The sequence below is a fragment of the Escherichia sp. UTM R2 genome (genome assembly GCF_048593455.1).
Taxonomy (GTDB): Bacteria; Pseudomonadota; Gammaproteobacteria; order Enterobacterales; family Enterobacteriaceae; genus Escherichia; species Escherichia coli.
This window is the reverse complement of the sequence record NZ_JBFWDY010000002.1, coordinates 1,231,822-1,257,509: the sequence shown is the minus strand read 5'-3', so window position 1 is coordinate 1,257,509 and position 25,688 is coordinate 1,231,822. Positions and strand designations below refer to the sequence as shown.

Genomic DNA, 25,688 nt, shown 5'->3' with positions numbered 1-25,688 from the left:
AGAAGATGCTGAAGTTACTGAAAACTATTATGCGCGCCGGAACCGCGACGGTGAAATATCCCTTCGCGCCACTGGAGGTCAGCCCAGGCTTTCGCGGGAAACCGGACCTGATGCCCAGCCAATGTATTGCCTGCGGCGCCTGTGCTTGTCCGGCAAATGCGCTGACTATCCAGACCGACGACCAGCAAAATTCGCGCACCTGGCAGCTCTATCTGAGGCGTTGTATTTACTGCGGACGTTGTGAAGAAGTGTGCCCGACCAGAGCCATCCAGCTTACCAATAACTTTGAACTGACCGTCACCAATAAAGCCGATCTCTATACCCGCGCGACGTTCCATCTACAACGTTGCAGCCGTTGCGAACGCCCGTTTGCCCAGCAAAAAACCGTCGCACTGGCTACTGAATTGTTGGCACAGCAACAAAATGCGCCACAAAACCGCGAAATGTTATGGGCGCAAGCGAGCGTCTGCCCGGAGTGCAAACAACGCGCGACGCTGCTCAACGACGATACAGATGTACCGCTGGTGGCTAAGGAGCAGCTATGAGCCCAGTGCTTACACAACATGTCAGCCAGCCCATCACGCTGGACGAGCAAACGCAAAAGATGAAGCAGCATTTGCTACAGGATATCCGTCGCTCGGCTTACGTTTATCGCGTCGATTGCGGCGGCTGCAACGCCTGTGAAATCGAAATTTTTGCCGCCATCACACCAGTATTCGACGCAGAACGTTTTGGCATTAAGGTTATTTCATCACCGCGTCACGCCGATATTTTGTTATTTACAGGCGCAGTCACCCGGGCGATGCGTATGCCTGCACTTCGGGCGTATGAGTCTGCCCCCGATCATAAAATCTGTGTTTCCTACGGCGCGTGCGGTGTCGGCGGCGGTATTTTCCACGATCTCTACAGCGTCTGGGGCGGCAGCGACACCATTGTCCCCATTGATGTTTGGATCCCCGGCTGCCCGCCAACACCGGCCGCCACCATTCACGGTTTCGCCGTGGCGCTCGGTTTGCTGCAACAGAAGATTCACGCGGTGGATTATCGCGATCCCACCGGGGTGACTATGCAACCGTTGTGGCCGCAGATCCCGCCATCACAGCGTATCGCCATTGAGCGAGAAGCGCGGCGGCTGGCGGGCTATCGTCAGGGGCGAGAAATTTGCGATCGGCTCCTGCGCCATTTAAGCGACGATCCTACAGGAAATCGGGTTAACACCTGGTTGCGCGATGCCGACGATCCACGTCTCAATAGTATCGTTCAGCAACTCTTTCGCGTACTCCGGGGGTTACATGACTGAAGAGTGCGGGGAAATTGTTTTCTGGACGCTGCGAAAAAAGTTTGTCGCCAGTAGCGACGAGATGCCGGAACACAGCTCTCAGGTAATGTATTACTCGCTGGCTATCGGTCATCACGTTGGCGTGATTGATTGTCTGAATGTCGCCTTCCGCTGCCCACTGACGGAATACGAAGATTGGCTTGCACTGGTCGAAGAGGAGCAAGCCCGACGTAAGATGCTGGGGGTGATGACCTTTGGTGAGATTGTTATTGACGCCAGCCACACCGCCCTGTTGACCCGGGCATTCGCGCCACTGGCGGATGACGCGACGTCTGTGTGGCAGGCGCGTAGCATTCAATTCATTCATCTGTTGGATGAAATTGTGCAGGAACCGGCCATCTATCTGATGGCCAGAAAAATTACGTGAGAAGGATTTCTCATTAATAAGGACTGTTGATGGCTATGTCAGACGAGGCGATGTTTGCCCCGCCGCAAGGAATAACAATTGAAGCGGTAAACGGAATGCTCGCGGAGCGGTTAGCGCAGAAACACGGTAAGGCGTCTTTATTACGCGCCTTCATCCCGCTGCCGCCGCCGTTCAGCCCGGTACAACTTATTGAACTGCATGTTCTCAAAAGCAACTTCTATTACCGCTACCATGATGATGGCAGCGATGTGACGGCAACAACAGAGTATCAGGGCGAGATGGTCGATTATTCGCGTCACGCCGTCCTTCTCGGCAGTAGTGGAATGGCGGAGCTACGCTTTATTCGCACCCACGGCAGTCGTTTTACTCCCCAGGATTGCACACTGTTTAACTGGCTGGCGCGGATAATCACCCCGGTTCTGCAATCATGGCTCAATGATGAAGAACAGCAGGTGGCGCTGCGTTTGCTGGAGAAAGATCGCGATCATCATCGGGTACTGGTTGATATTACTAATGCAGTGCTGTCACATCTTGATCTCGACGATCTGATCGCTGACGTCGCTCGTGAGATCCATCATTTTTTCGGTCTGGCTTCAGTCAGTATGGTACTGGGCGATCATCGAAAGAACGAGAAGTTTAGCCTGTGGTGCAGCGATCTTTCTGCCTCACATTGTGCGTGTCTGCCACGCAATATGCCTGGCGACAGTGTATTGCTGACACAAACGCTACAAACCCGACAACCGACCTTGACGCACCGTGCAGACGATCTGTTTCTCTGGCAACGCGACCCGTTATTACTCTTACTTGCATCTAACGGCTGCGAATCTGCGCTCCTTATACCGCTTACCTTTGGCAACCATACACCGGGTGCATTGTTGCTGGCGCATACCTCTTCCACTCTCTTTAGTGAGGAAAACTGCCAGCTACTACAACACATAGCCGATCGCATCGCTATTGCCGTTGGCAATGCCGATGCCTGGCGTAGCATGACCGATTTGCAGGAAAGTTTGCAGCAAGAAAACCACCAGCTTAGCGAGCAGCTCCTTTCGAATCTGGGCATCGGTGACATTATCTATCAAAGCCAGGCAATGGAAGACCTACTCCAGCAGGTAGATATTGTGGCGAAGAGCGACAGTACGGTGTTGATTTGCGGTGAAACCGGAACCGGCAAAGAGGTGATCGCCAGAGCGATCCATCAACTTAGCCCGCGACGCGACAAGCCGCTGGTCAAAATCAACTGCGCTGCCATCCCCGCCAGTCTTCTGGAAAGTGAGTTATTCGGTCATGACAAAGGGGCGTTTACTGGTGCGATTAATACCCATCGTGGTCGTTTTGAAATTGCCGATGGCGGCACGTTGTTTCTCGATGAAATTGGCGATCTGCCGTTAGAACTTCAGCCTAAACTGCTGCGCGTATTGCAGGAACGGGAGATTGAGCGTCTCGGCGGGAGTAGAACGATCCCGGTAAATGTCAGAGTCATTGCCGCCACCAACCGTGATTTGTGGCAAATGGTTGAAGATCGCCAGTTTCGCAGCGATCTCTTTTATCGCCTGAATGTCTTCCCACTGGAATTGCCGCCGCTGCGCGACCGTCCGGAAGATATCCCTCTTTTAGCAAAGCATTTCACGCAAAAAATGGCGCGCCATATGAATCGCGCAATTGACGCCATCCCGACCGAGGCACTACGCCAGTTGATGTCGTGGGATTGGCCGGGCAACGTGCGCGAGCTGGAAAACGTGATTGAGCGGGCGGTACTGTTGACTCGTGGTAACAGTCTGAATTTACATCTAAATGTCCGACAAAGCCGTTTACTGCCGACGCTAAATGAAGATTCAGCGCTTCGCAGTTCAATGGCGCAGTTGCTGCACCCGACGACGCCAGAGAATGACGAAGAAGAACGTCAGCGCATTGTTCAGGTATTGCGAGAAACCAATGGCATTGTTGCCGGGCCCCGTGGCGCGGCGACACGATTAGGGATGAAGCGCACCACGCTGCTGTCACGAATGCAGCGTCTGGGGATCTCGGTTCGCGAGGTGTTGTAATCTGCTTTTGCAGGAGTATGCATGAGAAACAAACTCTCTTTCGACTTGCAGTTGAGCGCCAGAAAAGCGGCAATCGCTGAACGGATTGCCGCCCATAAAATTGCCCGCAGTAAAGTGTCGGTCTTTTTAATGGCGATGTCCGCTGGCGTGTTTATGGCGATCGGATTTACTTTTTACCTTTCCGTTATCGCCGATGCCCCGTCTTCACAGGCATTAACCCATCTGGTGGGCGGCCTTTGCTTTACACTCGGCTTTATTTTGCTGGCGGTTTGCGGCACCAGCCTGTTCACCTCGTCGGTAATGACGGTGATGGCAAAAAGTCGGGGCGTTATTAGTTGGCGAACTTGGCTGATTAACGCACTTCTGGTGGCCTGCGGTAATCTGGCAGGTATTGCCTGTTTCAGTTTGTTAATCTGGTTTTCCGGGCTGGTGATGAGTGAAAACGCGATGTGGGGAGTCGCGGTTTTACACTGCGCCGAGGGCAAAATGCATCATACATTTACTGAATCTGTCAGCCTCGGCATTATGTGCAATCTGATGGTTTGCCTGGCGCTTTGGATGAGTTATTGCGGGCGTTCGTTATGCGACAAAATCGTCGCCATGATTTTGCCCATCACCCTGTTTGTCGCCAGTGGCTTTGAGCACTGTATCGCCAATTTGTTTGTGATTCCGTTCGCCATTGCCATTCGCCATTTCGCCCCTCCCCCCTTCTGGCAACTGGCGCACAGTAGCGCAGACAATTTTCCGGCACTGACGGTAAGCCATTTTATTACCGCCAATCTGCTCCCGGTGATGCTGGGTAATATTATCGGCGGTGCAGTGCTGGTGAGTATGTGTTATCGGGCTATCTATTTACGTCAGGAATCCTGAAAAATCAGCCCGGCGAAACAGTTCGTCGGGCTGAAGATTATTCTTGCGCTATTTGCCCATCGGGCCAGGCGTGGATCACGGCTTTGATCAGGGTCGCCAATGGAATGGCGAAGAATACGCCCCAGAATCCCCACAAACCACCGAAGATCACCACCGATAAAATAATCACCAGCGGATGCAGGTTAACCGCTTCGGAGAACAACACCGGTACTAACAGGTTGCCGTCCAGCGCCTGAATAATCAGATACACTGCGAAGCAGCTCCAGAATTCCGTGCCTGCACCAAACTGGAATAGCGCCACGCCAACCACCGGAATGGTCACCACAAATGCGCCAATGTACGGAATAAGTACCGAGAAGCCGACCAGCACCGCCAGCAGCAGCGAATAGTTCAGCCCAAAGAGCAAGAACCCCAGCCAGGTGGCGATCCCCACCACGATCATCTCCAGCACTTTGCCGCGGATATAGTTGGTGATTTGTTGATTCATCTCCTTCCACACCTGTCCTGCCAGTCCACGGTTGCGCGGCAGCACCCGACGAACGGCGTTCAGCATCTGCTCTTTGTCTTTCAGCAGGAAGAAGACCATCAATGGCACCAGCACCAGATAGACGGCTATGGTCAGCAAACCGACCAGCGAGGCGAGGGAAATTTTCACCACCGAATCGCCCATGGTCAGCATCCGACTGCGCATATTTTCGGCCATTGCATCAATAATGCCCGCATCCATTAACGCCGGATAGCGGCGCGGCAACGTGGCGGCAAAGTCAGAAAGCTTATTGAGCATCCCCGGCATATCGCGAATTAAGTAGATGCCCTGTTGCCAGGCGATAGGCAGTACCACGAACGCCATCAGTAGCAATATACCGACAAAAACCACCAATACAATCGACGTCGCCCAGCGGCGGGAGCAGCCAATAGATTGCAGGCGCACAGTTGGCCATTCCAGCAAATAGGCCAGCACAATAGCCACCAGCAACGGAGCAAGCAGGCCACTAAAGAAAAAGATAATGCCAAATCCGGCAACTAAAATAACCAGCAAGGCAATCGCTTCCGGGTCGCTAAAACGGCGGCGATACCATTGCATCAACATTTCGAGCATAAAGACCTTCCCTGAACCTCAAGAGCGGGATTGCGATCCGCAATTGTATCGAAATGTCACAAAAAAGACTTCGCTTTTTATGACGGATTCAGGAAACTGAAAAGTCATTTGAGTGGGCTAATCTTCGCCGTTACACTCAAATGCGGCGCGGTGGGAACGATATTTCACAGTATCGGTCAAATGACTATCTTCAGAAATACAGGATAGAGGTTATGTTCAGGCAGTTGAAAAAAAACCTGGTTGCAACCCTCATTGCTGCTATGACCATTGGTCAGGTAGCCCCGGCGTTTGCCGACAGCGCAGACACCTTGCCGGATATGGGAACCTCCGCAGGAAGCACGCTTTCCATTGGTCAGGAAATGCAGATGGGCGACTATTATGTCCGCCAGCTACGCGGCAGCGCGCCGTTAATTAATGACCCGCTGTTAACGCAATATATTAATTCGCTGGGGATGCGTCTGGTTTCGCATGCCAATTCGGTTAAGACACCGTTTCATTTTTTTCTGATCAACAACGACGAAATTAACGCCTTTGCTTTCTTTGGCGGCAACGTGGTGCTGCACTCTGCCCTGTTCCGTTATTCCGATAACGAAAGTCAACTGGCTTCAGTTATGGCGCACGAAATCTCCCACGTCACCCAACGTCACCTGGCGCGAGCGATGGAAGATCAACAACGCAGCGCGCCGCTGACCTGGGTCGGCGCGTTAGGTTCTATTTTACTGGCGATGGCCAGTCCGCAGGCGGGGATGGCGGCGCTGACCGGTACACTGGCGGGAACACGTCAGGGGATGATCAGTTTCACCCAGCAAAATGAACAGGAAGCGGACCGCATTGGTATTCAGGTGCTGCAACGCTCGGGATTCGATCCGCAGGCGATGCCAACCTTCCTCGAAAAATTACTCGATCAGGCGCGTTACTCCTCGCGCCCGCCGGAAATTTTATTGACTCACCCGTTGCCGGAAAGTCGTCTGGCAGATGCCCGCAACCGTGCTAATCAGATGCGACCGATGGTGGTGCAGTCGTCGGAAGATTTCTATCTGGCGAAAGCGCGCACACTGGGGATGTATAATTCCGGACGTAACCAGCTCACCAGTGATTTGCTGGATGAATGGGCGAAAGGAAACGTTCGTCAGCAACGAGCGGCGCAATATGGTCGTGCTTTACAGGCGATGGAAGCCAATAAATACGACGAGGCGCGTAAAACGCTGCAACCGTTACTGGCGGCAGAACCTGGCAACGCATGGTATCTCGATCTGGCTACCGATATCGATCTTGGGCAAAACAAAGCCAATGAGGCAATCAATCGCCTGAAAAATGCCCGTGATTTGCGCACCAATCCGGTGTTGCAGCTCAACCTGGCAAACGCTTATCTGCAAGGCGGTCAACCACAAGAAGCGGCCAATATTCTCAATCGCTACACCTTTAATAATAAAGATGACAGCAACGGCTGGGATTTACTGGCACAGGCGGAAGCCGCGCTAAATAACCGCGATCAGGAGCTGGCTGCGCGAGCAGAAGGTTATGCGCTCGCCGGACGACTCGATCAGGCCATTTCGCTGTTGAGTAGCGCCAGTTCGCAGGTGAAATTAGGCAGCCTGCAACAAGCGCGTTACGATGCGCGCATCGACCAGTTGCGCCAGCTGCAGGAACGCTTTAAGCCTTATACCAAGATGTAATTCGCATTAAAGGAAGAACAATGACCAAACAGGTAAAAATCTACCATAACCCACGCTGTTCAAAGAGCCGGGAAACGCTGAACCTGCTGAAAGAAAACGGCGTGGAGCCAGAAGTGGTACTCTACCTTGAGACACCCGCCGATGCGGCAACGCTGCGCGATTTGCTGAAAATGCTGGGGATGAATAGCGCCCGTGAATTGATGCGCCAGAAAGAGGATCTTTATAAAGAACTGAACCTGGCTGACAGTTCGCTTAGCGAAGAGGCGCTGATTCAGGCAATGGTGGATAATCCGAAGCTAATGGAGCGCCCGATTGTGGTCGCGAATGGCAAAGCGCGGATTGGTCGTCCACCGGAGCAGGTACTGGAAATCGTGGGTTAAGATGTGCTCCATCGCTAGTTGAAGCACATTGCCGGATGCGACGCTTGCCACGTCTTATCCGGCCTACGAATACTATGGATTAACTTCGCGTAGTTCGGATAAGGCGTTCGCGCCGCATCCGACAATAAACACCTTATCTACAACTTCAGAATTTCTTTCACAAACGGAATGGTCAGCTTACGTTGCGCGGTAATCGACGCACGATCCAACTGATCCAACGTCATAAATAGCGTGCGCATTTCTCTGTCGAGCCGCTTCAGCAAGAAACGCCCCACATCTTCCGGCAGTTCAAAACCACGCAAACGCGCGCGTAACTGTAGCGCCTGCAACTTATCTTCATCAGAAAGTGGCTGCAATTTGTAGATCTGCCCCCAGTCGAGTCGCGAAGCGAGATCCGGTAATCCCAGATTCAACTGCCGCGGTGGACGATCGCCGGTGATCAACAATCGTGTTTTGCCCGATTCCAGAATTCGATTGTAGAGATCGAAAATCGCCATCTCCCACAACTCATCGCCTGCAATACACTCAATGTTGTCGATACAGACCAGCGACAAATGCTCCATACCGTCGAGCACTTCCGGAACAAACCAGGTGCGTTTATCCAGCGGGACATAGCCCACCGCATCGCCACGCTGCGACAATTCCGCGCAAGCCGCGTGCAGCAGATGGCTGCGCCCCGCGCCTTCGCGTGCCCAGAGATAGATGTAACCGCTATGTTCCTGACGCAGCACGTTTTGCAGCGCAGCCAGTAAAGAGGAGTTATCCCCCGGCCAGAAACTTGCAAAGGTTTCGTCGTCAGGAAGATAAAGTGGCAAAGAGAGCTGTGCCGGTGTGTTCAGAGATACCTCAACCAGGATTTCACAAAATCGCGAGAAGTTTACCACAGAATCCCATGATGTTTGAACCGGGCAGCAACACTGCCCGGTCGGTACATTATTTGTCTGTTATATCCGCGTCTTCTGCGTCCAGCACCACTTCTTCAGGGCGCAGCACACTAATCAGTTTGAAGATCAAACTTAAGCCGATACCGACGATGGTCGCCAGCGCCATACCTTTTAACTCCGCCGCGCCGATGTTTACCTTCGCGCCACTGACGCCGATGATCAAAATCACGGAAGTCAGGATCAGGTTCTGTGCTTTGTTGTAATCCACTTTCGATTCGATCAAAACACGAATACCGGAAGCACCGATGACACCATAAAGCAGCAGCGAAACGCCGCCCATCACCGGCAATGGGATCATCTGGATAGCGGCAGCCAGTTTACCGACGCAGGAAAGCAGGATAGCGAAAATCGCCGCCCCGCCGATAACCCAGGTACTGTAAACACGGGTGATCGCCATCACGCCAATGTTTTCTCCGTAAGTGGTATTTGGCGTAGAGCCAAAGAAGCCGGAAATCACGGTCGACAAGCCATTAGCAAACATCGAACGGTGCAGACCTGGATCGCGCAGCAGATCTTTTTTGACGATATTAGCCGTTACTACCAGGTGCCCTACGTGTTCGGCAATAACCACTAACGCCGCTGGCAGAATAGTCAGAATGGCAAACCACTCGAAGCGCGGCGTATAGAGGGTTGGCAGCGCAAACCAGTGAGCATTAATAATCGGCGTGGTATCGACAATTCCCATTGCGAAAGAGAGCGCGTAGCCCACCAGCACGCCAATTAAAATCGGGATAATTGCCAGGAAACCACGAAACAGCACGGAACCTAAAACCGTGACCGCCAGGGTGGTAATAGAGATGATGATGGTTTTGGAGTCTGGCGTTTGCCCTTCAGCCGGGAGTAAACCCGCCATACCGGCAGCTACGCCCGCCAGCTCCAGACCGATGACGGCAACGATTGCGCCCATTGCCGCAGGTGGAAACAGCACGTCCAGCCAGCCGGTCCCCGCTTTCTTCACGATAAAAGAAACCAGGCAGAACAGCACGCCGCACATAATAAAGCCGCCCAGCGCGACTTCATACCCTAACGGCAACAGTAACAATACCGGTGAAATAAAGGCAAAGCTGGAACCAAGATAAGCCGGAATTTTCCCTTTACAGATGAAGAGATACAGCAGCGTTCCAATACCGTTAAATAACAGTACAGTCGCCGGGTTAATATGAAATAAGACGGGCACCAGGACGGTTGCACCAAACATGGCGAACAAATGTTGCAAACTAAGCGGGATTGTCTGTAAAAGTGGCGGTCTTTCACTCACCCCGATAGCACGGCGCGTCATAGTATTATCCTCTGTATTATGTGTTATAGGCGCTTTACTCAAAAAAAAGCCGACTCTTAAAGTCGGCTTTAATTATTTTTATTCTTTATTTCGTACCAAAGATTTTGTCACCGGCATCGCCGAGGCCCGGAATAATGTATCCGTGCTCGTTCAGTCCCTGATCAATCGATGCGGTATACAGTTCGACGTCCGGGTGCGCTTTTTCCAGCGCAGCGATACCTTCTGGCGCAGCGACCAGCACCAGAACTTTGATGCTGCTGCAGCCCGCTTTTTTCAGCAGGTCGATGGTCGCGATAACGGAACCACCGGTTGCCAGCATTGGGTCAACGATCAGCGCCATACGCTCATCGATGTTAGAAACCAGTTTCTGGAAGTACGGTACCGGCTCCAGCGTTTCTTCATTACGGTACATACCGACAACGCTGATGCGCGCGCTCGGAACGTTTTCCAGCACACCGTCCATCATACCAAGACCCGCACGCAGAATTGGCACAACGGTAATTTTCTTACCTTTGATCTGGTCGATTTCTACCGGGCCGTTCCAGCCTTCGATAGTTACTTTTTCCGTTTCGAGGTCGGCGGTCGCTTCGTAAGTCAGCAGGCTACCCACTTCGGAAGCGAGTTCGCGAAAGCGCTTGGTGCTGATATCTTGCTCACGCATCAGTCCCAGCTTGTGTTTGACGAGTGGGTGTTTGACTTCCACGATCTTCATACTCTTTCTCCTTTGAGGGGCAGCCACAAAAAAAATCGACGGATTATACCTCCTTTCTTCAAGGCGGCAATATTCTTTTCGTTGACTTTAGTCAAAATGATAACGGTTTGAGATAAAGTTATTTTATATTCAAATGGTTATGAAAGAAGATTATTCCATCCGAAAACTAACCTTTACCCTGGTACAAGTCTTCTTTCGCCGCGCGCCTGGGCAAAAGACGTGCAAAAAGGTTGTGTAAAGCAGTCTCGCAAACGTTTGCTTTCCCTGTTAGAATTGCGCCGAATTTTATTTTTCTACCGCAAGTAACGCGTGGGGACCCAAGCAGTGACCGATAAAACCTCTCTTAGCTACAAAGATGCCGGTGTTGATATTGACGCGGGTAATGCTCTGGTTGGAAGAATCAAAGGCGTAGTGAAGAAAACGCGTCGTCCGGAAGTGATGGGCGGTCTGGGCGGCTTCGGTGCGCTGTGTGCATTGCCGCAAAAATATCGTGAACCCGTGCTGGTTTCCGGCACTGACGGCGTAGGTACCAAGCTGCGTCTGGCAATGGACTTAAAACGTCACGACACCATTGGTATTGATCTGGTCGCCATGTGCGTTAATGACCTGGTGGTGCAAGGTGCAGAGCCGCTGTTTTTCCTCGACTATTACGCAACCGGAAAACTGGATGTTGATACCGCTTCAGCGGTGATCAGCGGTATCGCGGAAGGATGTCTGCAATCGGGCTGTTCACTGGTGGGTGGCGAAACGGCAGAAATGCCGGGGATGTATCACGGTGAGGATTACGATGTCGCGGGTTTCTGCGTTGGCGTGGTAGAAAAATCAGAAATCATCGACGGCTCTAAAGTCAGCGACGGCGATGTGCTGATTGCACTCGGTTCCAGCGGTCCGCACTCGAACGGCTATTCGCTGGTGCGCAAAATTCTTGAAGTCAGCGGTTGTGATCCGCAAACCACCGAACTTGATGGTAAGCCATTAGCCGATCATCTGCTGGCACCGACCCGCATTTACGTGAAGTCAGTGCTGGAGTTGATTGAAAAGGTCGATGTGCATGCCATTGCGCACCTGACCGGCGGCGGCTTCTGGGAAAACATTCCACGCGTATTGCCAGATAATACCCAGGCAGTGATTGATGAATCTTCCTGGCAGTGGCCGGAAGTGTTCAACTGGCTGCAAACGGCAGGTAACGTTGAACGCCATGAAATGTATCGCACCTTCAACTGCGGCGTCGGGATGATTATTGCCCTGCCTGCTCCGGAAGTGGACAAAGCCCTCGCCCTGCTCAATGCCAACGGTGAAAACGCGTGGAAAATCGGTATCATCAAAGCCTCTGATTCCGAACAACGCGTGGTTATCGAATAATGAATATTGTGGTGCTTATTTCCGGCAACGGAAGTAATTTACAGGCAATTATTGACGCCTGTAAAACCAACAAAATTAAAGGCACCGTACGGGCAGTTTTCAGCAATAAGGCCGACGCGTTCGGCCTTGAACGCGCCCGCCAGGCGGGTATTGCAACGCATACGCTCATCGCCAGCGCGTTTGACAGTCGTGAAGCCTATGACCGGGAGTTGATTCATGAAATCGACATGTACGCACCCGATGTGGTCGTGCTGGCTGGTTTTATGCGCATTCTCAGCCCGGCGTTTGTCTCCCACTATGCCGGGCGTTTGCTGAACATTCACCCTTCTCTGCTGCCGAAATATCCCGGATTACACACCCATCGTCAGGCGCTGGAAAATGGCGATGAAGAGCACGGTACATCGGTGCATTTCGTCACCGATGAACTGGACGGTGGCCCGGTTATTTTACAGGCGAAAGTCCCGGTATTTGCTGGTGATACGGAAGATGACATCACCGCCCGCGTGCAAACCCAGGAACACGCTATTTATCCACTGGTGATTAGCTGGTTTGCCGATGGTCGTCTGAAAATGCACGAAAACGCCGCGTGGCTGGATGGTCAACGTCTGCCGCCGCAGGGCTACGCTGCCGACGAGTAATGCCCCGTAGTTAAAGCGCCAGCTCTGCCGCTGGCGTTTTTCAATTCACCTGTAAATCGCAAGCTCCAGCAGTTTTTTTCCCCCTTTTCTGGCATAGTTGGACATCTGCCAATATTGCTCGCCATAATATCCAGGCAGTGTCCCGTGAATAAAACGGAGTAAAAGTGGTAATGGGTCAGGAAAAGCTATACATCGAAAAAGAGCTCAGTTGGTTATCGTTCAATGAACGCGTGCTTCAGGAAGCGGCGGACAAATCTAACCCGCTGATTGAAAGGATGCGTTTCCTGGGGATCTATTCCAATAACCTTGATGAGTTCTATAAAGTCCGCTTCGCTGAACTGAAGCGACGCATCATTATTAGCGAAGAACAAGGCTCCAACTCTCATTCCCGCCATTTACTGGGCAAAATTCAGTCCCGGGTGCTGAAAGCCGATCAGGAATTCGACGGCCTCTACAACGAGCTGCTGCTGGAGATGGCGCGTAACCAGATCTTCCTGATTAATGAACGCCAGCTCTCCGTCAATCAACAAAACTGGCTTCGTCATTATTTTAAGCAGTATCTGCGTCAGCACATTACGCCGATTTTAATCAATCCTGACACTGACTTAGTGCAGTTCCTGAAAGATGATTACACCTATTTGGCGGTGGAAATTATCCGTGGCGATACCATCCGTTACGCGCTGCTGGAGATCCCATCAGATAAAGTGCCACGCTTTGTGAATTTACCGCCAGAAGCGCCGCGTCGACGCAAACCGATGATTCTTCTGGATAACATTCTGCGTTACTGCCTCGATGATATTTTCAAAGGCTTCTTTGATTATGACGCGCTGAATGCCTATTCAATGAAGATGACCCGCGATGCCGAATACGATTTAGTGCATGAGATGGAAGCCAGCCTGATGGAGTTGATGTCTTCCAGTCTCAAGCAGCGTTTAACTGCTGAGCCGGTGCGTTTTGTTTATCAGCGCGATATGCCCAATGCGCTGGTTGAAGTGTTACGCGAAAAACTGACTATTTCCCGCTACGACTCCATCGTCCCCGGCGGTCGTTATCATAATTTTAAAGACTTTATTAATTTCCCCAATGTCGGCAAAGCCAATCTGGTGAACAAACCACTGCCGCGTTTACGCCACATTTGGTTTGATAAAGCCCAGTTCCGCAATGGTTTTGATGCCATTCGCGAACGCGATGTGTTGCTCTATTATCCTTATCACACCTTTGAGCATGTGCTGGAACTGCTGCGTCAGGCCTCGTTCGATCCGAGCGTGCTGGCGATTAAAATCAACATTTACCGTGTGGCAAAAGATTCACGTATCATCGACTCGATGATCCACGCTGCGCACAACGGCAAGAAAGTGACCGTGGTGGTTGAGTTACAGGCGCGTTTCGACGAAGAAGCCAACATTCACTGGGCGAAGCGCCTGACAGAAGCAGGCGTGCACGTTATCTTCTCTGCGCCGGGGCTGAAAATTCACGCCAAACTGTTCCTGATTTCACGTAAAGAAAACGGTGAAGTGGTCCGTTACGCACACATCGGGACCGGGAACTTTAACGAAAAAACCGCGCGTCTTTATACTGACTATTCGTTGCTGACCGCAGATGCGCGTATCACCAACGAAGTACGGCGGGTATTTAACTTTATTGAAAACCCATACCGCCCGGTGACATTTGATTATTTAATGGTGTCACCGCAAAACTCTCGCCGTCTGTTATATGAAATGGTAGACCGCGAAATCGCCAACGCGCAGCAAGGGCTGCCCAGTGGTATCACCCTGAAGCTAAATAACCTTGTCGATAAAGGCCTGGTTGATCGTCTGTATGCGGCCTCCAGCTCCGGCGTACCGGTTAATCTGCTGGTTCGCGGAATGTGTTCGCTGATCCCCAATCTGGAAGGCATTAGCGACAACATTCGTGCCATCAGTATTGTTGACCGTTACCTTGAACATGACCGGGTTTATATTTTTGAAAATGGCGGCGATAAAAAGGTCTACCTTTCTTCCGCCGACTGGATGACGCGCAATATTGATTATCGTATTGAAGTGGCGACACCGCTGCTCGATCCGCGCCTGAAGCAGCGGGTGCTGGACATCATCGACATATTGTTCAGCGATACGGTCAAAGCACGTTATATCGATAAAGAACTCAGTAATCGCTACGTTCCCCGCGGCAATCGCCGCAAAGTACGGGCGCAGTTGGCGATTTACGACTACATCAAATCACTCGAACAACCTGAATAACCCTATGCCAATACACGATAAATCCCCTCGTCCGCAGGAGTTTGCTGCGGTCGATCTTGGTTCAAACAGTTTTCACATGGTCATAGCCCGTGTGGTAGATGGTGCCATGCAGATTATTGGTCGCCTGAAACAGCGGGTGCATCTGGCGGACGGCCTGGGGCCAGATAATATGTTGAGTGAAGAGGCAATGACGCGCGGTTTGAACTGTCTGTCGCTGTTTGCCGAACGGCTACAAGGGTTTTCTCCTGCCAGCGTCTGTATAGTCGGCACCCATACGCTGCGTCAGGCGCTGAACGCCACTGACTTTCTGAAACGCGCGGAAAAGGTCATTCCCTACCCGATTGAAATTATTTCCGGTAATGAAGAAGCCCGTCTGATTTTTATGGGAGTGGAACATACCCAACCGGAAAAAGGTCGCAAACTGGTTATTGATATTGGCGGCGGATCTACGGAACTGGTGATTGGTGAAAATTTCGAACCTATTCTCGTTGAAAGCCGCCGGATGGGTTGTGTCAGCTTTGCCCAGCTTTATTTTCCTGGCGGGGTCATCAATAAAGAGAATTTTCAGCGCGCTCGCATGGCGGCAGCACAAAAACTGGAAACTTTAACCTGGCAATTCCGTATTCAGGGCTGGAACGTTGCAATGGGCGCTTCCGGTACCATAAAAGCCGCCCATGAAGTGTTAATGGAAATGGGCGAGAAAGACGGGATAATTACCCCGGAACGTCTGGAAAAACTGGTAAAAGAAGTTTTACGTCACCGTAATTTCGCATCGCTGAGTTTACCGGGTCTTTCCGAAGAGCGGAAAACAGTCTTCGTTCCGGGACTGGCGATTTTATGCGGTGTGTTTGATGCTTTAGCCATCCGTGAACTGCGCCTTTCTGACGGGGCGTTACGCGAAGGCGTACTGTACGAAATGGAAGGACGTTTCCGTCATCAGGATGTGCGTAGTCGCACCGCCAGCAGCCTCGCCAACCAGTATCACATCGACAGCGAACAGGCCCGACGGGTGCTGGATACCACTATGCAAATGTACGAACAGTGGCGGGAACAGCAACCGAAGCTGGCGCATCCGCAACTGGAGGCGCTACTGCGATGGGCCGCCATGCTGCATGAGGTCGGGTTGAATATCAACCACAGCGGTTTGCATCGCCACTCCGCTTATATTCTGCAAAACAGTGACTTGCCGGGTTTTAATCAGGAACAGCAGCTGATGATGGCGACACTGGTGCGCTATCACCGTAAAGCGATTAAACTCGACGATCTGCCGCGCTTTACCTTGTTTAAGAAGAAACAGTTCCTGCCACTGATTCAGCTATTGCGCCTTGGCGTATTACTCAACAATCAACGTCAGGCAACCACCACACCGCCAACATTGACACTGATTACTGATGACAGTCACTGGACACTGCGTTTCCCGCATGACTGGTTTAGTCAGAATGCGTTGGTACTGCTTGATCTGGAAAAGGAGCAAGAATACTGGGAAGGCGTGGCTGGCTGGCGGTTGAAAATTGAAGAAGAAAGTACACCTGAAATCGCCGCTTAATGCTTTGCGGGCCGACGAGAAATGTCGGCCCGCATTATTCAGGCACTTTCGCGAATGGGTTCGATTTCATTCAACGTATCAATTAACGGCTGCGGCTTACCAATAAGATAACCCTGCATATAATCGATCCCCAAAGAGAGCACCGCCTCGCGGATCTCTTCGTTTTCAACGTACTCTGCCACTACCCGCATTTTCTTCATTCGCGCCAGGTGGCAAATCGATGCCACTATCTGATAATCCAGACTATTTGACACAATATTGCGGATAAAACTGCCGTCAATTTTAAGCAGATCGGCATTCACATTTTTAAGCCGCGCATAGCTGGCGTAGCCGGTGCCGAAATCATCAATCGCAATCTGGCAGCCTAATTCCTGAAGATGCTGCAAGGTGATTTGCGCCTGCTTAACATTGGTCAGAGCATTACTTTCGGTGACTTCAAAAATAAGTTGCCACGCTTCAATCTGATATTTAGCCAGCAACTGACTGACTTCAACAGGAAAACGAGCCTGACATACCGAGGTTGGAGACAGATTAATAGCAAAACGGTGAGCGGGCATCTTCGCTCTGTTTTCAGCCATAAATTGCAGCGTATGCTCAATGACCCACATGTCGATACTCGACGATAAACCAAATTCGTGCGCGACCGGCAAGAAGCTATCGGGGCTGATCAGTTCATCATTCTCACCTTTCATGCGCAGAAGAATTTCATGGTAAACATCACCACGCATACCGGTAATCGGCTGGGCCATCAGGAAAAAATGGTTGTGTTCCAGCGCCTGCTGTAGTCGATTCATCATCGCGACTTTATCTTTCAATTCGCGTTGCAAATACATTGCCCCGCGACGCTGCATATTTTCCGGGGCGTTGGTCACGATGGAAAGTTCGGCGACCGTATTTAGCTCTCCCAGCAGCAGGTAGATATGATTCACTGGCGAGCGCACATAGCAGTAACTGACGCCAATCTGCGGTTGCATCGGCATGCCATCCCAAAAGAAACGAAATTGCTTGAGATGGCTATCCAGTGCGGTAATGCGCTCCTGGTGCGATTCTGTATTCAGTCGCAGCGCGAGATCGTTACCCGAAAGCTGATAAACATCTTCACCCGGTTCCAGCAAGGGTGACAGCCAGTGAGAAAGTTTTTGCTTGTATTGAATCCGCAGCATGATGCCATAGTTCTTAACCAGCATTTCCATGCCAGGGATGCGTAAATAACAAAGCGCAGACCAGGGGGCATCACGCAACGCGCGATTCAGGGCGCGAACATTTGGCAGATGAACCACCGGGTCCACATACGCAAGCCGCTGAATGCGTCTGACTACCGCTCTCTGACGGGTTGCCAGTACAGCCATATAATTGACAATAAAAGAGAATACCAGATAACTGGAGGAGGTTATGGCCAGCTGCGTGGTATAGCCAGGATAAATGGGAATGTAATTTTGATAGCTGTGGATGCTGATCATCAACACGACCGCCCAGAGCAGCGAAATCAGCTTATAACCATAGCGCATCGCTCCCCACATCATCAGGGGCAGCAATAATGACAAGGTATAATTGGTGCTAAAAATTGTGCTTTTTTCATTTAACGGCATGCATAACAGCAACAATAAAGCACCTAATGCCAGTAGCCAGAGCGCGAACTCTTTTTTGGTGACTTTGGCATCAACCTGCTGTTTTAATTGCGAATAATAGCTACGTAAATAAAATGGATTTCGCACTACCCGAATGATGAAGTAGCACAGCGGGACACCGATCAGATTACCCACCAGTAAGGCCTGATAATTGATTAAAGTCCCGAGGTTAAAAGGCATGACACCGACCAGATTTTCTCTGCTCGCCAGTAATCCTACAAATGCAGCAAACTGGAAAAGTATCAGAAACAGCGTTGCAGGAAACACAATCTGCCAGAATATACGCTGGGAAATTAAACGGGTATCACCATGTGAAACGTTGTTACGCCGGGGAGTAAAGACCCTGTAACCGCCCCAACAGAGAATGATAATGATAATAAAATTAGCCGTTAATGATAGCGTTTCGTAAAAACCCAGCTCTGCATATTTGCGGACAAAAATCCCTAAGGCGATCCCTGGCAATGCCGCCCAGCTGAAAAACATCATCATGCTGATCATCAGTGCCAGAGGCAGATAAAAGAGAAAAACCTCACCGGAAGAAATATGCGCGAAAGTATTAATGTGGGCGAAAATGGGCAAGATTAAAGAAGGCAGGAACAGCGGAAGCCCCCACCATTTATCACGTATTTTTATATAAGTTGCATTCAGTTTCATAGATGCTCAGCAGAATCCCCCACATCCTGAAGGAGGTGTATTCAGACAGGCATCCCACCTGACTTCGAATGATGATTATTCATCACTATAGAGAGCATTGATTCTAAGTGTCATATGAAAGTACCAATTGATATATATCAAACAAAATAACCCTGATTAATGAATTATTACGTTTATTATGTTAATTCATCATTATTACATCATCATTGTAAATAATTAAATTAACTTCCATAACATTAAAATATGTATCCACTGACGCTTTTTTACATAACGAAGAATTGACCATTTTGTCCTGTTGTGCCTTAATGTAAGTACCGTCCACAGCGTGGGACATACTTCAAGGAACCTTTTGTGAGTCAGGCAACCAGTATGCGAAAACGACACCGATTTAACAGTCGCATGACCCGTATCGTACTGCTCATCAGCTTTATCTTCTTCTTTGGCCGTTTTATCTACTCGTCCGTCGGTGCCTGGCAGCACCATCAGAGCAAAAAAGAAGCTCAGCAATCCACACTCTCCGTCGAATCACCGGTACAACGTTAGCGGTTACCTTCTCCACTTTCACAGAACATAACGGCACTTCGCTGTCGGATGCTTTTGCTGTTTGGGATTATCAAAGCGGCAGATATTCTTTCATCTTAAATTTTACGTCTTTATCCTGACTGATGTTTATCCTGTTTGGCTGCGAAATAAATATAAAATTAATATATGTGTTGTAATGATATATTTTTATAAATTATTCCCTGCGTGAATTTTAATAAATTTAATCTATCCCTTTATACGCAATACATTTACTTTCCTCTTTTGATGATCTTAAATGTCTTATTTTTCGTAATGTGTATAACAAGGAATAGTGATGAAATTTAAAAAATGTCTTCTGCCTGTGGCAATGTTAGCGTCATTCACTCTGGCAGGATGCCAGTCAAATGCTGACGATCATGCTGCCGATGTTTATCAAACCGATCAACTGAATACCAAACAAGAAACTAAAACCGTTAATATTATTTCCATTCTTCCCGCAAAAGTTGCCGTAGACAACTCCCAAAATAAACGGAACGCACAAGCCTTCGGCGCGCTTATTGGCGCAGTCGCTGGCGGTGTTATCGGCCACAACGTCGGGTCTGGCAGCAATTCCGGAACGACGGCAGGTGCAGTTGGCGGCGGAGCTGTAGGCGCGGCAGCGGGTTCTATGGTGAATGATAAAACCTTAGTGGAAGGTGTTTCTTTAACCTATAAGGAAGGCACCAAAGTGTATACCTCTACCCAGGTGGGTAAAGAGTGCCAGTTTACGACAGGTTTAGCCGTTGTTATTACCACGACGTATAACGAAACGCGTATTCAGCCAAATACCAAATGTCCTGAAAAGAGCTAATAATCAGGAGGAGTCATGAAGAAAGTTTTTCTTTGCGCCATCTTAGCCTCCTTAAGCTATCCGGCTATCGCCTCATCATTGCAGGATCAACTCTCTGCTGTCGCAGAAGCGGAACAGCAAGGTAAAAATGAAGAGCAAAGGCAGCATGACGAATGGGTCGCGGAGCGCAACAGGGAAATCCAGCAAGAGAAGCAACGTCGCGCAAATGCCCAGGCCGCCGCTAACAAAAGAGCGGCAACGGCAGCGGCAAATAAGAAAGCTCGTCAGGATAAACTGGACGCCGAAGCCTCTGCGGACAAAAAACGCGATCAAAGTTATGAAGATGAGCTACGCAGCTTAGAGATTCAGAAACAAAAACTGGCGCTGGCGAAAGAAGAAGCCCGCGTTAAGCGAGAAAACGAATTTATCGATCAGGAACTGAAGCACAAAGCTGCGCAAACCGATGTGGTGCAATCTGAAGCTGACGCCAACAGAAATATGACTGAAGGCGGTCGCGATCTGATGAAAAGCGTGGGCAAAGCAGAAGAGAACAAATCGGACAGCTGGTTTAATTAATCGATGTTAGTAACTTCAATCCTATAATTCTTGAAGATAAAAAACCCTCTGTAGTAACAGAGGGTTTTGTTCATTCATAGTGCAGGGTCAAATCATTCCCACTCAATGGTAGCTGGCGGCTTGCCGCTGATGTCATACACCACGCGGGAAATACCGTTCACTTCATTGATAATGCGGTTGGAAACGCGACCGAGGAAATCGTACGGCAGATGCGCCCAGTGTGCGGTCATAAAGTCGATGGTTTCGACAGCACGCAGAGAGACAACCCAGTCATACTTACGACCATCGCCCATTACGCCAACGGAACGTACCGGCAGGAACACAGTGAACGCCTGGCTGACTTTGTCGTACAGGTCCGCTTTACGCAGTTCTTCAATGAAGATGGCGTCAGCACGGCGCAGCAGGTCACAGTACTCTTTCTTCACTTCACCCAGCACACGAACGCCAAGGCCTGGTCCCGGGAATGGGTGACGGTACAACATGTCGTACGGCAGGCCCAGCTCCAGACCAATCTTACGCACTTCGTCTTTGAACAGCTCTTTCAGCGGTTCAACCAGGCCCATCTTCATCTCTTTCGGCAGGCCGCCCACGTTGTGGTGAGATTTGATGACGTGTGCTTTACCGGTTGCAGACGCCGCAGATTCGATAACGTCAGGGTAGATGGTGCCCTGCGCCAGCCACTTCACGTCTTCCAGTTTCAGCGCTTCTTCATCGAATACTTCAACGAAAACGCGACCGATGATTTTACGTTTTGCTTCCGGATCGTTTTCGCCAGCCAGCGCTGACAGGAAGCGATCTTCTGCCGGAACGTGAACAATGTTCAGACCAAAGTGATCGCCAAACATATCCAGAACCTGCTCTGCTTCGTTGAGACGCAGCAGGCCGTTGTCGACGAATACGCAAGTCAGGTTTTTACCGATAGCGCGGTGCAGTAGCATTGCGGTTACGGAGGAATCCACGCCACCAGAGAGGCCGAGGATGACTTTATCGTCGCCTACCTGCTCACGGATGCGGGCTACAGCATCGTCGATAATTTTCGCTGGCGTCCACAGGGCTTCACACTGGCAGATATCACGCACAAAACGCTCCAGCATGCGCATACCCTGGCGGGTGTGAGTCACTTCCGGGTGGAACTGTACGCCATAGAAGCGTTTTTCTTCGTTAGCCATAATGGCAAACGGGCAGCTTTCGGTGCTGGCTACGGTGACGAAGTCGGACGGGATAGCGGTAACTTTATCGCCGTGGCTCATCCAGACATCGAGCAGCGGTTTACCGTCTGCGGTCAGCGCATCTTCGATACCGCGAACCAGTGCGCTGTCGTTTACGACTTCAACCTGCGCGTAGCCAAATTCACGTTCGTTAGAGGCTTCAACGTGACCGCCCAACTGCATCGCCATGGTCTGCATACCATAGCAAACGCCGAATACCGGTACGCCTGCTTCAAAGACATACTGCGGCGCACGCGGACTGTTTTCTTCAGTAGTACTTTCCGGGCCGCCGGAAAGAATAATGCCGCTTGGATTGAAGTCACGAATTTGTGCTTCTGTCACATCCCACGCCCACAGTTCGCAGTAAACGCCCAGCTCACGCACGCGGCGCGCAACCAGTTGAGTATACTGGGAACCGAAGTCCAGAATGAGGATGCGATGCTTATGAATGTTTTCCGTCATTGACGCTTATTCCGAGGCAAGTGAAACAGATAATATAAATCGCCCGACATGAAGTCGGGCGAAGAGAATCAGGAGCCCAGACGGTAGTTCGGGGACTCTTTAGTAATGGTCACGTCGTGAACGTGGCTTTCCTGAATGCCCGCACCGCTGATACGTACAAACTCCGCTTTAGTACGCAGTTCGTCGATAGTACCACAGCCGGTCAGGCCCATACAGGAGCGCAGGCCACCCATCTGCTGGTGAATGATCTCTTTCAGGCGACCTTTATAAGCTACGCGACCTTCGATACCTTCCGGCACCAGTTTGTCGGCAGCGTTATCGCTCTGGAAATAACGGTCAGAGGAACCTTTGGACATCGCGCCCAGGGAACCCATACCACGGTAAGATTTGTAAGAACGGCCCTGGTAGAGTTCGATTTCACCCGGAGATTCTTCAGTACCCGCCAGCATGGAACCCACCATTACCGCGCTTGCGCCAGCGGCGATAGCTTTGGCGATGTCGCCGGAGAAGCGAATACCACCATCTGCGATAACCGGAATACCTGTGCCTTCCAGCGCTTCAACTGCGTCAGCAACGGCAGTGATCTGCGGAACACCTACGCCAGTAACGATACGAGTAGTACAGATAGAACCAGGGCCGATACCGACTTTAACCGCGCTGCAACCAGCTTCTGCCAAAGCGCGTGCACCTGCAGCTGTTGCCACGTTGCCGCCGATGATTTGCAGATCCGGATATTTAGCACGGGTTTCACGGATACGCTGCAAAACGCCTTCTGAGTGACCGTGGGAGGAGTCGATCAGCAGAACGTCAACGCCAGCGGCAACCAGCGCGTCAACACGCTCTTCGTTACCCGCACCTGCGCCAACTGCAGCACCAACACGCAGACGGCCTTGCTCGTCTTTACAGGCGTTCGGTTTACGTTCCGCTTTCTGGAAATCTTTCACGGTGATCATGCCGATCAGGTGGAATTCGTCATCAACCACCAGCGCTTTTTCAACGCGTTTTTCGTGCATTTTTGCCAGCACCACTTCACGGGCTTCACCTTCACGCACGGTGACCAGACGCTCTTTCGGCGTCATGTAAACGCTAACCGGCTGGTTCAGGTCGGTAACAAAACGCACGTCACGACCGGTGATAATACCCACCAGTTCGTTTTCTTCGGTAACGACCGGATAGCCCGCAAAACCGTTACGCTCGGTCAGTTCTTTCACTTCGCGCAGCGTCGTGGTTGGCAGAACAGTCTGCGGATCAGTCACCACACCAGATTCGTGTTTTTTCACACGGCGAACTTCTTCTGCCTGGCGTTCAATGGACATGTTTTTGTGGATAAAGCCGATACCGCCTTCCTGAGCCAGAGCAATAGCCAGGCGCGCTTCCGTTACGGTATCCATTGCTGCGGAAAGCATAGGGATATTCAGACGAATAGTTTTCGTCAGCTGGGTGCTGAGGTCAGCAGTATTCGGCAGAACGGTAGAATGAGCAGGAACGAGGAGAACGTCGTCAAACGTCAGAGCTTCTTTAGCGATACGTAGCATGGGCAATATCTCGACCAGAGTGGTTAATAAATATTGCCGCGGCATTATACAGAGCGTAACCGATTGCATCTACCCCTTTTTGCAAAAAATGCTTGCTATCCCCGGAGGGCGGGTTACTATCGACTGAATAACCTGCTGATTTAGAATTTGATCTCGCTCACATGTTACCTTCTCAATCCCCTGCAATTTTTACCGTTAGTCGCCTGAATCAAACGGTTCGTCTGCTGCTTGAGCATGAGATGGGACAGGTTTGGATCAGCGGCGAAATCTCTAATTTCACACAACCGGCTTCCGGTCACTGGTACTTTACACTCAAAGACGACACCGCCCAGGTACGCTGCGCGATGTTCCGCAACAGCAACCGCCAGGTGACCTTCCGCCCACAGCATGGGCAACAAGTTTTAGTTCGCGCCAATATTACGCTCTACGAGCCGCGCGGCGACTACCAGATAATCGTTGAGAGTATGCAGCCGGCCGGTGAAGGGCTGCTGCAACAGAAGTACGAACAGCTCAAAGCGAAGTTGCAGGCTGAAGGTTTGTTCGATCAGCAATACAAAAAACCACTTCCCTCCCCTGCGCATTGCGTTGGTGTGATCACCTCAAAAACCGGTGCTGCGCTACATGATATTTTGCATGTGTTAAAACGTCGCGATCCTTCTCTACCGGTGATCATCTACCCCACCGCCGTTCAGGGCGATGACGCGCCGGGGCAAATTGTTCGCGCCATTGAACTGGCGAATCAGCGCAATGAGTGCGACGTGTTGATCGTTGGGCGCGGCGGCGGTTCGCTGGAAGATTTATGGAGTTTTAACGACGAACGCGTAGCGCGGGCTATTTTTGCCAGCCGCATTCCGGTCGTCAGCGCCGTCGGGCATGAGACGGATGTGACCATTGCCGATTTTGTTGCCGATCTGCGTGCGCCAACGCCGTCTGCCGCCGCTGAAGTAGTAAGCCGTAATCAGCAAGAGTTACTGCGCCAGGTGCAATCGGCCCGTCAACGGCTGGAGATGGCGATGGATTATTATCTCGCCAACCGTACGCGTCGCTTTACGCAGATTCATCATCGCTTGCAGCAGCAGCATCCGCAGCTCCGGCTGGCACGCCAGCAAACCATGCTTGAACGCCTGAAAAAACGGATGAGCTTTGCGCTGGAAAATCAGCTTAAGCGTGCCGGGCAACAGCAGCAGCGATTAACACAGCGGCTGAATCAGCAAAATCCACAGCCGAAGATTCATCGCGCGCAAACGCGCATTCAGCAACTGGAATATCGTTTAGCAGAAATCCTGCGCGCACAGCTTAGCGCCACGCGTGAACGTTTCGGTAATGCAGTAACGCACCTCGAAGCCGTAAGCCCACTGTCAACGCTGGCGCGTGGATACAGCGTTACTACTGCTACTGACGGCAATGTACTGAAAAAAGTGAAGCAAGTTAAAGCGGGTGAAATGCTAACCACACGTCTGGAAGACGGCTGGATAGAAAGTGAAGTAAAAAACATCCAGCCGGTAAAAAAATCGCGTAAAAAGGTTCATTAAGCCAGCACGAATTCAACGCGTTTTTTCGATATCAAGCCATGCCCGTGCTGACAGAAGTAATCTACTGCACCGCAGGCTTTTAACACCTGCAACGGTTGATGGCAGTCTGGACAAAGAGCTTTCATTTCAATAACTTCCCCGCAGGATGGGCAATGCGCATGGCCGTTATCCTGATCAAGCACATGCTGACATTGTGGACAATGCAGTTCCATATGAATTCCTCCGGTAGCCACCCCTCTACATTCATAGAG

The 25,688-nt window shown here is 50.9% G+C and carries 24 protein-coding genes; 15 read left to right on the top strand and 9 right to left on the bottom strand.

Translation table 11 applies throughout. The features are described from left to right. Nucleotides 1-5: 5 nt before the first annotated feature. From hyfH to focB, 5 genes are read left to right on the top strand one after another with little or no spacing between them, the layout of a single operon-like run. Nucleotides 6-545 (top strand): hydrogenase 4 subunit H, encoded by a 540-nt coding sequence (gene hyfH / locus AB4H76_RS06915; protein WP_000916086.1) that lies wholly within the window; start codon nt 6-8, stop codon nt 543-545. Continuing rightward, nucleotides 542-1,300 carry a hydrogenase 4 catalytic subunit HyfI gene (gene hyfI / locus AB4H76_RS06910; RefSeq protein ID WP_000075541.1) on the top strand — a complete coding sequence of 253 codons (759 nt, stop codon included), beginning with the start codon at nt 542-544 and terminating at the stop codon, nt 1,298-1,300. The genes hyfH and hyfI overlap by 4 nt, the downstream gene beginning before the upstream one ends. Then, nucleotides 1,293-1,706 (top strand): hydrogenase 4 assembly chaperone HyfJ, encoded by a 414-nt coding sequence (gene hyfJ / locus AB4H76_RS06905; protein ID WP_001300799.1) that lies wholly within the window; start codon nt 1,293-1,295, stop codon nt 1,704-1,706. Before hyfI ends, hyfJ begins: the two co-directional genes overlap by 8 nt. 29 nt (nt 1,707-1,735) lie before the next feature. Next, nucleotides 1,736-3,748 (top strand): DNA-binding transcriptional regulator HyfR, encoded by a 2,013-nt coding sequence (gene hyfR, locus AB4H76_RS06900; protein ID WP_001251538.1) that lies wholly within the window; start codon nt 1,736-1,738, stop codon nt 3,746-3,748. A gap of 21 nt (nt 3,749-3,769) precedes the next feature. Beyond that, nucleotides 3,770-4,618 carry a formate transporter FocB gene (focB, locus tag AB4H76_RS06895; protein ID WP_001244735.1) on the top strand — a complete coding sequence of 283 codons (849 nt, stop codon included), beginning with the start codon at nt 3,770-3,772 and terminating at the stop codon, nt 4,616-4,618. 37 nt (nt 4,619-4,655) lie between these two features. Here focB and AB4H76_RS06890 read toward each other — a convergent pair whose 3' ends face one another. Beyond that, nucleotides 4,656-5,717 (bottom strand): AI-2E family transporter, encoded by a 1,062-nt coding sequence (locus AB4H76_RS06890; RefSeq protein WP_000892044.1) that lies wholly within the window; start codon nt 5,715-5,717, stop codon nt 4,656-4,658. A gap of 212 nt (nt 5,718-5,929) precedes the next feature. Between AB4H76_RS06890 and bepA the strand changes: the two genes are divergently transcribed. After that, entirely contained in the window at nt 5,930-7,393 is a 1,464-nt protein-coding gene (gene bepA / locus AB4H76_RS06885) for a beta-barrel assembly-enhancing protease (protein WP_000489667.1), read from the top strand. Between the two features lie 20 nt (nt 7,394-7,413). Next, nucleotides 7,414-7,773 (top strand): arsenate reductase (glutaredoxin), encoded by a 360-nt coding sequence (gene arsC / locus AB4H76_RS06880; protein WP_000166449.1) that lies wholly within the window; start codon nt 7,414-7,416, stop codon nt 7,771-7,773. Between the two features lie 137 nt (nt 7,774-7,910). Here arsC and AB4H76_RS06875 read toward each other — a convergent pair whose 3' ends face one another. The 3 genes from AB4H76_RS06875 to upp form a co-directional block, all read right to left on the bottom strand. Beyond that, complete coding sequence (locus tag AB4H76_RS06875; protein WP_001307333.1) at nt 7,911-8,612, bottom strand: DnaA inactivator Hda; 702 nt, start codon at nt 8,610-8,612, stop codon at nt 7,911-7,913. A gap of 94 nt (nt 8,613-8,706) precedes the next feature. Continuing rightward, nucleotides 8,707-9,996, bottom strand: a complete 1,290-nt coding sequence (gene uraA / locus AB4H76_RS06870; RefSeq protein WP_000198328.1) for a uracil permease — start codon at nt 9,994-9,996, stop codon at nt 8,707-8,709. Nucleotides 9,997-10,081: 85 nt separating this feature from the next. Further along, complete coding sequence (gene upp / locus AB4H76_RS06865) at nt 10,082-10,708, bottom strand: uracil phosphoribosyltransferase (protein WP_001295473.1); 627 nt, start codon at nt 10,706-10,708, stop codon at nt 10,082-10,084. A gap of 324 nt (nt 10,709-11,032) precedes the next feature. Here upp and purM point away from each other — a divergent pair, with 324 nt between their 5' ends. The 4 genes from purM (at nt 11,033) to ppx (ending at nt 16,491) form a co-directional block, all read left to right on the top strand. Then, a complete protein-coding gene (gene purM / locus AB4H76_RS06860) occupies nt 11,033-12,070 on the top strand; it encodes a phosphoribosylformylglycinamidine cyclo-ligase (RefSeq protein ID WP_001295474.1) in 1,038 nt (345 codons plus the stop codon). Next, nucleotides 12,070-12,708: a phosphoribosylglycinamide formyltransferase gene (gene purN, locus AB4H76_RS06855; RefSeq protein ID WP_001028614.1), complete on the top strand. Its 639-nt coding sequence runs from the start codon at nt 12,070-12,072 to the stop codon at nt 12,706-12,708. The genes purM and purN overlap by 1 nt, the downstream gene beginning before the upstream one ends. A 170-nt stretch (nt 12,709-12,878) precedes the next feature. Next, nucleotides 12,879-14,945, top strand: coding sequence for a polyphosphate kinase 1 (gene ppk1, locus AB4H76_RS06850; protein WP_000529576.1), 2,067 nt, complete (start codon nt 12,879-12,881; stop codon nt 14,943-14,945). A 4-nt stretch (nt 14,946-14,949) separates the two neighbouring features. Then, nucleotides 14,950-16,491, top strand: a complete 1,542-nt coding sequence (gene ppx, locus AB4H76_RS06845; protein ID WP_001121363.1) for an exopolyphosphatase — start codon at nt 14,950-14,952, stop codon at nt 16,489-16,491. A 38-nt stretch (nt 16,492-16,529) separates the two neighbouring features. Here the strand turns inward: ppx and pdeF are convergent, their stop codons facing one another. Together pdeF and AB4H76_RS06835 are read right to left on the bottom strand one after the other, a co-directional pair. Continuing rightward, nucleotides 16,530-18,773 (bottom strand): cyclic-guanylate-specific phosphodiesterase PdeF, encoded by a 2,244-nt coding sequence (gene pdeF, locus AB4H76_RS06840; protein WP_000772723.1) that lies wholly within the window; start codon nt 18,771-18,773, stop codon nt 16,530-16,532. A 181-nt stretch (nt 18,774-18,954) separates the two neighbouring features. Then, complete coding sequence (locus AB4H76_RS06835) at nt 18,955-19,107, bottom strand: hypothetical protein (protein WP_000017552.1); 153 nt, start codon at nt 19,105-19,107, stop codon at nt 18,955-18,957. 17 nt (nt 19,108-19,124) lie between these two features. On the opposite strand from AB4H76_RS06835, the gene AB4H76_RS06830 reads away from it, so the two are divergent. From AB4H76_RS06830 to AB4H76_RS06820, 3 genes are all read left to right on the top strand, one after another. Then, complete coding sequence (locus AB4H76_RS06830; RefSeq protein ID WP_000076001.1) at nt 19,125-19,316, top strand: YfgG family protein; 192 nt, start codon at nt 19,125-19,127, stop codon at nt 19,314-19,316. A gap of 310 nt (nt 19,317-19,626) precedes the next feature. Continuing rightward, a complete protein-coding gene (locus AB4H76_RS06825) occupies nt 19,627-20,145 on the top strand; it encodes a glycine zipper 2TM domain-containing protein (RefSeq protein ID WP_001295476.1) in 519 nt (172 codons plus the stop codon). A gap of 15 nt (nt 20,146-20,160) precedes the next feature. Further along, nucleotides 20,161-20,700, top strand: a complete 540-nt coding sequence (locus AB4H76_RS06820) for a DUF5384 family protein (RefSeq protein ID WP_000755173.1) — start codon at nt 20,161-20,163, stop codon at nt 20,698-20,700. 92 nt (nt 20,701-20,792) lie between these two features. On the opposite strand, the gene guaA is transcribed toward AB4H76_RS06820, so the two are convergent. Both guaA and guaB read right to left on the bottom strand, forming a co-directional pair. Further along, on the bottom strand, nt 20,793-22,370 hold the full coding sequence (gene guaA / locus AB4H76_RS06815) for a glutamine-hydrolyzing GMP synthase (protein ID WP_000138282.1): 1,578 nt from the start codon (nt 22,368-22,370) through the stop codon (nt 20,793-20,795). Between the two features lie 68 nt (nt 22,371-22,438). Next, a complete protein-coding gene (gene guaB / locus AB4H76_RS06810; RefSeq protein WP_001299507.1) occupies nt 22,439-23,905 on the bottom strand; it encodes an IMP dehydrogenase in 1,467 nt (488 codons plus the stop codon). Between the two features lie 161 nt (nt 23,906-24,066). Between guaB and xseA the strand changes: the two genes are divergently transcribed. Then, a complete protein-coding gene (xseA, locus tag AB4H76_RS06805) occupies nt 24,067-25,437 on the top strand; it encodes an exodeoxyribonuclease VII large subunit (protein ID WP_121689820.1) in 1,371 nt (456 codons plus the stop codon). Here xseA and AB4H76_RS06800 read toward each other — a convergent pair. After that, a complete protein-coding gene (locus tag AB4H76_RS06800) occupies nt 25,434-25,649 on the bottom strand; it encodes a zinc ribbon domain-containing protein (RefSeq protein WP_001300368.1) in 216 nt (71 codons plus the stop codon). The genes xseA and AB4H76_RS06800 overlap by 4 nt on opposite strands. Nucleotides 25,650-25,688 lie beyond the last annotated feature (39 nt).